Consider the following 10000-nt stretch of genomic DNA (forward strand, 5'->3'; position numbering starts at 1 on the left):
GTAGAATTAGCAACTGCACCACAATTTGACACCATCATCAAAAATTATGATTTAGATGTGGCAAAAGAAGATGCGTACAAATTGGTAAAGGATTTTATAAATAAAGAGTAATTAGTAAAAAGTGATTAGTAATTAGCTAAAAATGAATGAAATAAAATCATACAAAGATTTATTAATCTGGAAAAAAGGAATTACAATTGTAAAATTAGTTTATCAACTTGTAAAAACTTTTCCACAAGAAGAAATGTATGCGCTTTCAAGTCAATTAAAAAGAGCTACTGTTTCAATTCCTTCAAATATTGCTGAAGGTTATGGTAGAAATACCGATAAATCATTTAGTCACTTTTTAGACATAGCAAGAGGTTCTTTATTTGAAATTGAAACACAATTAATTATTGCGAAAGAATTAGGCTTTATTACTAATTTGGAATTATTTCAAGAATTATTAAATCAAATTGAAGAAGAGTCAAAAATGATTAACGCTTTTTCCAAAACACTTAAAGCTATTCACTAATCACTCTTTACTAATCACTAAAACAATGAAAATCGGATTGTATTTCGGAACGTTTAATCCCATTCACATTGGGCATTTAATTATTGCCAATCACATGGCGGAGCATTCTGATTTGGACCAAATTTGGATGGTAGTTACACCACACAATCCACACAAACAAAAAAGTTCATTGTTAGATGATTACCATCGTTTGCACATGGTGCATTTAGCAACCGAAGATTACCCAAAAATCCAACCTTCAGATATCGAATTCAAATTACCTCAACCGAATTATACCGTAAATACCTTAGCACATTTACAAGAGAAATTCCCAAAAAACGAATTTTCGTTAATTATGGGCGAAGACAATTTGAACTCGCTTCACAAGTGGAAAAATTACGAAGTCATTTTGCAAAACCACGATATTTATGTCTATCCAAGATTAAATTCTGGTGAAATTGACGAACAATTTGTAAATCATCCAAAAATTCATCGAGTTGGTGCTCCAGTTATTGAGTTATCCTCAACTTTAATCCGCGAAAGCATTAAAAACGGTAAAAATGTTATTCCGATGTTACCGAATAAAGTATGGGAATATGTGGAACATAATTTGTTTTACAAGAAGTAAATAATAAAGAAATGGATAAAGAAAACTTAAAAAAAATTGGAGCTTTTTTAGTGAAAAATCCTTTTTCTTCTTTATTTGACCCTAATCCAGATAATCACCCAAACATAATTTATAAGTATCGAAATTGGAGAGAAGAATTTCATAAAAATTTAATACTAAAAAATGAAATATTTCTTTCCTCACCAAATAACTTGAACGACCCTTTTGATTGTAGGATTTTTTCAAATTATCAAAAGCATATAAATTCAATTGAAAACAAAAAAGAGTTCATAAAAAATTCCATTTCTAAGAATCTTAGATATTTAAAAGAACATAAAATCACAACTGAAGAAGCTGAAAATATCTTAAATAAAAGACTTGAAGACACTTTAAAATTTCAAGTTAGATCTGAAGTAATTGAAAGAGAATTCAATGACAAACATATTGGGGTTACATGTTTTAGTGAAGTTTGGAATTCAATTTTAATGTGGTCACATTATGGAGATAACCATTCCGGTTACTGTGTTGGTTTTGACGAGAAATTAATTAGATATTCACAAATTGGAAAACTCATGAGAGTCAATTATTCCAATGAGTATCCAGATTTAAATCCGATACTCAAAAACAAAAATTCTGATGAAATAAAATTTTTTCTAAAAAGTACCGAATGGAGCTATGAAAGGGAAATTAGGTTAATAAGTCTTTACAACGAATCCAATCCAAAAAGATTAATTAATTTAGATAATGATGTGATTAAAGAAGTAATTATTGGTTTAAATACATCAAAAAAGGACAAAGAAGAAATTGTTGCAATTGCTAAAGATAAAGGAATAGATGTTTGGCAGGCTGTTAAAGGAGAGTTTGAATTTAAAATAGAGAGATATAAACTCTAATCTCTTAACATTCCTTTACCATTCGTTCCCAATCCCATTGCGTAACTTTGTATTCTTAAAAATAAAATGTTATGCTAAACTTCGAATTATACAATCCTGTAAACTATGTCTTTGGGAAAGGACAAATTGCTAAACTAACTGAATTAGTTCCAACAAACACCAAGATTCTACTTGCATATGGCGGTGGAAGTATCTTCAAAAATGGCGTTTACGACCAAGTAAAAACGACTTTACCAAATCACGATATTGTGGAATTTGGTGGCATCGAACCGAATCCTCGTTTTGAAACTTTAATGAAAGCCGTTGAAATTATTCGAGCTGAAAAAATTGGTTTCATTTTAGCCGTTGGTGGCGGAAGCGTGATTGATGGTGTGAAATTTATTTCGGCAGCCGTTAATTTTGAAGGTGACGAAGCGGATATCTTGAAAAAACGTATTTTATTCAAAGATGTTGCTAAAGTAATTCCTTTTGGAACGGTTTTAACTTTACCAGCAACGGGTTCTGAGATGAATTCAGGCGCAGTGGTTACGATTGAAGCTACACAAGAAAAATTAACATTAGGCGGAAGTGCTTTATTTCCAGTTTTCTCAATTGTAGATCCAACGGTAATTACTTCTTTACCAAAAAGACAATTACAAAATGGTGTTGTGGATGCATTCACACACGTTATGGAGCAATATTTGACGTATACACACGATGCTTTACTACAAGACCGAATTTCAGAAAGTATTTTACAAACATTAATTGAAATTGGTCCAGAAGTAGTAGAAAATCCAACTGATTATAAATTGGCTTCCAACTTTGTATGGAGCGCAACTATGGCATTGAATGGCTTAATCCAAAAAGGAGTTCCTTCGGATTGGGCAACGCACATGATTGGCCACGAATTAACCGCTTTATACGAAATTGACCATGCAAGAACGTTGGCTATCATTGGTCCAAACTTATACCGCGTAATGTTCGATACAAAAAAAGAGAAATTAGCACAATACGGACAACGTGTTTGGAACATTCAAGGCAATTCAACAGAAGAAATTGCAGAAAAAGCAATTGAAAAAACGGTTGAGTTCTTCCACAAAATGGGCATGAAAACCAAAATTTCTGAAAACGCAGAAAACATCGAAAAAACAGCTGATTTTATCGTAAATCGTTTCGAAGAAAGAGGTTGGAAAGCCATGGGTGAAAAACAAAACATTACCTTAGAAAAAGTGAGAGCAATTGTAGAAATGAGTTATTAAAAAATACGTATTCATCATAATAAAGGCACGGAGTTTTTCTTCGTGCCTTTGTATTAAGAAGAGTTTCGAAAACCTTTTTTGTAAATCCTTTTTAAATGCCTATTTTTGATGTTCTAAATTAAATCGTAAAATGGAAAAAAAGCCAAAATTTGCCGTCATTGGAGGAGGAAGTTGGGCTACTGCAATTGCGAAAATGCTTTGTGAAAATCAAGACGAAATTGCTTGGTACATGCGAAGTACTTATGCTATTGAGCATTTAAAACATCAAAAACACAATCCAAACTATTTGAGTTCGGTTGCGTTTGACACCAATAAATTAAAACTTACCAACGATATCAACGAAGCGGTTGCTTATGCTGATTACATTATTTTTGTGGTTCCGTCAGCTTTTTTAAGCAAAGAATTAGAAAGTTTGACTGAAAGTTTGGAAGGAAAAATCATTTTTTCAGCTATTAAAGGAATTGTTCCTGAATCAAGTTTGATTGTAGGCGAACATTTTCATACTAAATACGATATTCCATTTGAAAATATTGGGGTAATTACAGGTCCTTGTCACGCAGAAGAAGTAGCAATGGAACGTTTATCGTACCTAACCATTGCGTGTAGTGATAAGAAAAAAGCTAAATATGTTGCAAAAAATCTAAGTTCACATTACATCAAAGCAAAAACTACTGATGATATTATTGGAACTGAATATGCAGCCGTTTTAAAAAATATTTACGCAATTGCAGCCGGAATTGCTCATGGTTTAGGCTATGGCGATAACTTTCAAGCGGTTTTGATGAGTAACGGTATTCGCGAAATGAAGAAATTCATTCGTAAAGTACATCGCATGAAGCGAAATATTAATAATTCGGCTTATCTAGGCGATTTATTGGTAACAGGATATTCTGTTTTTTCTCGAAACAGAATGTTTGGAAATATGATTGGAAAAGGCTACACCGTGAAATCAGCACAAATGGAAATGAGTATGGTGGCTGAAGGATATTACGCTGTAAAAAGTGCCTATAAACTAAACAAAGAATACGGAGCTGATACTCCAATTATTGATGCGGTTTACGAAATTTTATACGAAAACAAAGACGCAAAAACCGTTTTTAAAGCCTTGACAGAAAAATTAAACTAAAAAACCCATGTTATTTTCATTAAAAACCGGTGCAATTGATCATTTAATCGATCACCCAGGAATTATTACGGCTTTTACGATTACCATCATTGCTATGTTGGTTTTAGATTTAGGTGTTTTAAATAAAAAAGGGCATGTGATTTCCAATCGTGAAGCCGCTATTTGGTCCGTGATTTGGATTTCTTTAGCAATGGGATTCAGCGGTATTATTTATCACTACATGGGAGCCGAAAAATTCATGCAATTTCAAGGCGCGTATTGGATTGAAAAAGCACTTTCAGTTGATAATTTATTCGTTTTTATTTTAGTTTTTGGCTATTTCAATGTGGCAAAAGAAGCCCAACACAAAGTGTTATTCTGGGGTGTGATTGGAGCTTTGGTTTTTAGAGCGATTTTCATTTTTGCGGGAGTTTGGTTACTGAATTATACCTATTTACCAGAAATGGAGCTTTTTGGTCAGATGGTAGAAATCAATTATTTGCTTACCCTTTTCGGAATTATTTTGATTGTTGCCGGAATTAAATCGGCATTAAGTCAGGAAGAAGATGAAGGAAGTAAAGATTTTAGCAAAAGTGCCGGCTCTAAATTTGTACACAAGTTTTTTAAAGTAAGTCCGAATTTTGATGGCGATAAATTTTTCACCATTCAAAACGGAATCAAAATGGCAACACCTTTGTTTGTAGTGGTTGCTATCGTTGAATTTACCGACTTATTATTTGCGATTGACAGTATTCCAGCAATTTTTGCTATTGCTCCAGACGATCCGTTTATTTTGTACACATCGAATATTTTTGCGATTTTAGGATTACGTTCGTTGTATTTCCTTTTGGCGAACTTTATGTACATGTTCAGTAAATTGAAATACGGATTAGGATTTATCTTAGCTTTTATCGGAACAAAAATGATTATAGCGCCGTTTTACCACGTTCCAACGAGTTTGTCGTTGTGTGTTGTGGGTGGAGCTTTAATCTTGTCTGTAATCGCTTCGTTGTTGTTTCCTGATAAGGATTAATTTCAAAACATATATCAAAAAAAGGTTGTCCCAATAGACAACCTTTTTTATTTGTAAACTTTACTTTATCGTAATCTCATCTATAAAAATAAATGCATCGCCACCAGCACCTTGATGCCATTCTGGTAATTTACCGAAGTTTTTAGCGATTACTTTTACGTAACGAGCTGATTTTTTCTTTTCTAAAAGAACTCCAAATTCTCTAGTAAATGAATTTTCATCTTTTGGATCAATTCCACTATTTTTAGCAATATCAAGACTTCCAACAGAAGTAAAATTTACATTATCCGTTGAAATTAAAAACTCTAAATGAGTTGGCATTAAAATCCAAGAACGACTATCTTGAAGAAAATTAGCCTTAAATGAAAATAATTCTTTCACTTCTTTTAAATCCACCACCGCTTCAAAATCCTGACTTTGATAGCCTTGCCAATCGCCTTTTCTCCAGTTCTCTGTTCCTAAAATACCATCTAACAATCCTTCTGGACCACCAGCATGATACTGCGGATTGTAAACTGATTTGATGTTGATGCTGTAGTTGTTTGGTTTTTTGAAGAAGGTTGCGGAAATGGTGTTGCTTTTTTGTCCATTATTTTCAACATAAGCAAATACATCCGTAGTTAAATCAATTGAAAATGGTTTAGTATATTTAATAAATATTCTATCATCTAATTTTGAAGTTGCATCATTTGTAGAGTAAAAAATCACATCATTTGAATTTTGAGATTTCAATTCAATCTTCAAATTATCTTTAAACGCTTTACTTTCTGATTGAATTACTGGAACTGGAATAATTGATGGAAAAAATTCTTTTTCTTTAAAATCCAAAGAAAACTGAGGTAAAATTCTAGTTTTTTCAAATGGTTGATTAATATACTCTGGTTTTTTACCATCTACACTAACTTTTATATTTTCAATATAAGGTAAAGTAATATCCCACAATAAATCACCTGGCGTTACATCATAAATCCCCATCGAACTCAACACATACCAAGCACTCATTTGACCGCAATCTTCGTTTCCAATTAAACCATCTGGCGTATTGGTGTAAAAATTATCTAAAATATACTTGACTTTTGCATTCGTTTTTTCCGGTTTTCCCACATAATTGTACAAATACGCCATGTGGTGACTTGGTTCGTTTCCGTGCGCATATTGGCCAATTAAACCCGTAACATCGACTTGTTCTCTACCGGTAGTTTTGCTTTCGCTGTTGAACATTTCGTCTAACTTGGCTTCAAATTTTTCCTTTCCGCCATAAGCTTCTATCATACCTTCAATATCTTGTGGAACGAAAAACGAGTATTGCCACGAATTGCCTTCGGTAAAATTATTATTGACTTCTCTTGGATCAAAAGGTTTATCCCAACCGCCGTTTTTCTTTGGACGCATGAAACCGGTTTCCCAATCGAAAATGTTTTTCCAATTTTGGGAACGTTTCATGAAATATTTGTAATCTTCTTGCTTATTTAAAATTTGAGCCATTTGTGCAATACACCAATCGTCATAAGCATATTCCAATGTTTTAGAAACGCTTTCGTGTTCGTCATCCATCGAAATAAATCCGTTTTTCTTGTAGGCATCTAAACCTAAAATATCGCGCATGGCAGATGCTTTACTAGCTTCAAAAGCCTTTTCATAATCAAAACCTTTAATTCCTTTTGCCATTGCATCGGCAATTACTGAAACGGAATGGTAACCAATCATACAATCGGTTTCATTGGAAGCCAATTCCCAAACCGGTAATCTGCCACCTTGTTCGTATTGTTTGATGAAAGTATTAATGTAATCAGCAGTTCGTTTTTTATCAATCAAAATATACAATGGATGTGCGCCTCTAAAGGTGTCCCAAAGCGAGAACACTGTGTAATAATCAAATCCTTCGGCAACATGAATTTGGTTGTCTCTACCACGGTATTTTCCGTCTAAATCTTGAGCGATATTCGGTTGCATCATGGTGTGATATAAAGCGGTGTAGAAAATCGCTAATTTGTCTTTATCATCAGAAGTGACTTCAATTTTTGATAATTCTTTGTTCCAAAGCGCAATAGCTGCTTTATGTACTTTATCGAAATCCCAATGTTTGATTTCGGAACTGTTTAGTTTGGCACCTTCATAACTAGTTGGCGAAAGCGATACTTTTACGAGGATTTTTTCTCCTTTTTTTACTTGTTTTGAGAAACTTAATGCTAATGTTTGTATATCTAAATCATTTGAATTTTTAATTCCTTTTGAATTCTTCATTGGAACATTAAATTCAATCCTTGCATACACATATTGATCTCTTGCCCAAGCTTCACTTCTTCGTAACACTTCAATAGTTTTATCATCTATTATTTTTACTCTTCCTTCTAAAAGTTTATCACGATGTCTTAAATCTAAAATAATATTCGCTTGTCCTGCTTTATTAAACGTATATTCATGAAATCCCACACGAGTTGAAGTGGTCAAACGCACATCAATATTGTGTTTGTCTAATTTCACAGAATAAAATCCAGCGGAAGCTTTTTCATTGGCATGTGAAAAAGTAGAAGAATACACTTTATTATCAAACGAAGGTTCGCCCATAGTTGGCATCAATAGGATATCGCCATAATCTGAAACACCGGTTCCATTCAAATGCGTATGCGAAAATCCATAAATCAAATTATCCGAATAATGATAACCGCCACAGCCATCCCAACTGCCATCGATTCTAGTGTCAGGAGAAAGTTGCACCATTCCGTAAGGTACGGTAGCGCCAGGAAAAGTATGTCCGTGACCGCCAGTTCCAATAAATGGATTGACGTGTTTAGCGAAATCTTGAGCTTGGGAAAAAGTAGTAGTTAAAAAGGCTAAAGTAATAAGAAATGGCTTCATGTTGTGTTGTTGAAAAAATTTCTTAAAGGTAAAAATATTTTCTAATTGTTGTAAGGATAAAACTATTTTTGAGTTTTTACCACATAGAAACATAGGTTTTTCTTGTTTTGCTTTTAGGTGTTACACTTTGTTGAGATTGCATAGAAATTTTAACATATAAGTCATATAAGAAAGTTTGAAAAGTTATGGTTTATAAGAGTTTATATAAGTTTTCTATGTTTACTATGTAAAATGAAATGCCTTAACTTTTATAAAATTAATCTATGTTTCTATGCGGTAAAAACAAAAAAACCACGAATACAGAAATCAATTCTTGCATTCGTGGTTTCACTATTTTAATTTACGAAAATTTAATTCGCAAAAACGCCTCTTTTGTTGATGATTGGTAAATCGGCAGTGGCTTTTTCGTTGATGGTGTTTACTCGGAATACGAAGGTTTTATCGTATAATTGTCCGTTTGAAAAGTACGACAACATGAATTCGTTATTCAATTGTAAGACGTTGTTTTCCAATAATTCAACTTTAACGGCAGTTCTTGGTTCTACTTTGGCAAACGCATGACGAAAAGTTCCCGTTTTGCGTTCTTCTCCATTGATTAAACCATAAGCACGTGAAACTACCATAGCCATTTCCAACAAATTATCGGTGTCGTTTACTAAGTAAGCGTACCAAGAATTCTCCATAAAATCGTCGTTCCATTCTTGAAAAGCTACAATGTGAACGCCTTCTACTTTTGGGATGATAATGTCTTTTTTCATATTTTGAAGAATCCTGACAGGTTTCGAAAACTTATCAGGATTTTAAATTATATACTCGATTTGAATTGCTCTAAGAAACGAACGTCATTTTCGTAAAACATACGGATATCACCAATTTGATACAACAACATCGCAATACGCTCTACTCCCATTCCGAAAGCAAAACCTGTATGTTCGTCTGGGTTGATGCCGCAGTTTTTCAATACATTTGGATCTACCATTCCACAACCTCCAATTTCTAACCAACCGGTTCCTTTTGTAATTCGGTAATCAGTTTCGGTTTTTAATCCCCAATAAATATCGATTTCAGCACTTGGCTCTGTAAATGGGAAATACGACGGACGTAAACGAATTTTCGATTTTCCGAACATTTCTTTAGTGAAATACAACAAGGTTTGTTTTAAATCGGCAAACGAAACGTCTTTGTCAATATACAATCCTTCCACTTGATGGAAAATACAGTGTGAACGCGAAGAAACAGCCTCGTTACGGAACACTCTTCCCGGAGAAATCGTACGAATAGGCGGTTTGTTGTTTTCCATATAACGCACTTGCACCGATGAAGTGTGTGTTCTTAACAAAACATCAGGATTGGTTTGAATGAAAAACGTATCCTGCATATCTCTTGCTGGATGGTATTCTGGTAAATTTAATGCGGTAAAATTGTGCCAATCGTCTTCGATTTCTGGACCTTCGGACACGTTGAACCCAATGGTTGAAAAAATATCAATCATTTGGTTTTTTACAATAGAAATTGGGTGACGCGAACCAATGTTCATCGCTTCTCCTGGACGCGTAGTATCGCCGTAAATTCCTTTTGCTTCTTCTTTATTTTCTAAAGCATCTTGAATGGTTTTTACCTTTTCTTCTGCCGAAGTTTTCAATTCGTTGATTACTTGACCAAATTCTTTCTTTTGTTCGTTTGGAACATTTTTGAATTCGGCAAAAAAGTCTTTCAACAAGCCTTTACTTCCTAAATATTTAATTCGGAAGGCTTCTAATTGTTCTTTATTA

General features: G+C 33.6%; 9 protein-coding genes and 1 pseudogene. 7 read left to right on the forward strand and 3 right to left on the reverse strand.

The window, feature by feature from the left end:
- The 7 genes and pseudogenes from LDL23_RS01455 to LDL23_RS01485 form a co-directional block, all read left to right on the forward strand.
- Positions 1-111, forward strand: a pseudogene (locus tag LDL23_RS01455) (guanylate kinase); the annotation flags it as partial.
- Positions 112-142: 31 nt separating this feature from the next.
- Positions 143-514, forward strand: a complete 372-nt coding sequence (locus tag LDL23_RS01460; RefSeq protein WP_035692958.1) for a four helix bundle protein — start codon at positions 143-145, stop codon at positions 512-514.
- 25 nt (positions 515-539) lie between these two features.
- Positions 540-1121: a nicotinate (nicotinamide) nucleotide adenylyltransferase gene (nadD, locus tag LDL23_RS01465; protein ID WP_291264118.1), complete on the forward strand. Its 582-nt coding sequence runs from the start codon at positions 540-542 to the stop codon at positions 1119-1121.
- An 11-nt stretch (positions 1122-1132) separates the two neighbouring features.
- Complete coding sequence (locus tag LDL23_RS01470) at positions 1133-1993, forward strand: DUF2971 domain-containing protein (RefSeq protein WP_291264119.1); 861 nt, start codon at positions 1133-1135, stop codon at positions 1991-1993.
- A 71-nt stretch (positions 1994-2064) separates the two neighbouring features.
- Entirely contained in the window at positions 2065-3231 is a 1167-nt protein-coding gene (locus LDL23_RS01475; RefSeq protein ID WP_291264120.1) for an iron-containing alcohol dehydrogenase, read from the forward strand.
- A gap of 130 nt (positions 3232-3361) precedes the next feature.
- Positions 3362-4357, forward strand: coding sequence for an NAD(P)H-dependent glycerol-3-phosphate dehydrogenase (locus tag LDL23_RS01480; RefSeq protein WP_291264121.1), 996 nt, complete (start codon positions 3362-3364; stop codon positions 4355-4357).
- A gap of 34 nt (positions 4358-4391) precedes the next feature.
- A complete protein-coding gene (locus LDL23_RS01485) occupies positions 4392-5369 on the forward strand; it encodes a TerC/Alx family metal homeostasis membrane protein (protein WP_291264124.1) in 978 nt (325 codons plus the stop codon).
- A gap of 60 nt (positions 5370-5429) precedes the next feature.
- Here LDL23_RS01485 and LDL23_RS01490 read toward each other — a convergent pair whose 3' ends face one another.
- From LDL23_RS01490 to pheS, 3 genes are all read right to left on the reverse strand, one after another.
- On the reverse strand, positions 5430-8228 hold the full coding sequence (locus LDL23_RS01490; RefSeq protein WP_291264122.1) for a GH92 family glycosyl hydrolase: 2799 nt from the start codon (positions 8226-8228) through the stop codon (positions 5430-5432).
- Between the two features lie 350 nt (positions 8229-8578).
- Positions 8579-8986: a hypothetical protein gene (locus tag LDL23_RS01495; protein WP_250580163.1), complete on the reverse strand. Its 408-nt coding sequence runs from the start codon at positions 8984-8986 to the stop codon at positions 8579-8581.
- A gap of 47 nt (positions 8987-9033) precedes the next feature.
- A partial coding sequence (gene pheS / locus LDL23_RS01500) for a phenylalanine--tRNA ligase subunit alpha (RefSeq protein ID WP_291264123.1) occupies positions 9034-10000 on the reverse strand: 967 nt, incomplete at its 5' end.

Source organism: Flavobacterium sp., from assembly GCF_020217025.1.
GTDB lineage: Bacteria > Bacteroidota > Bacteroidia > Flavobacteriales > Flavobacteriaceae > Flavobacterium.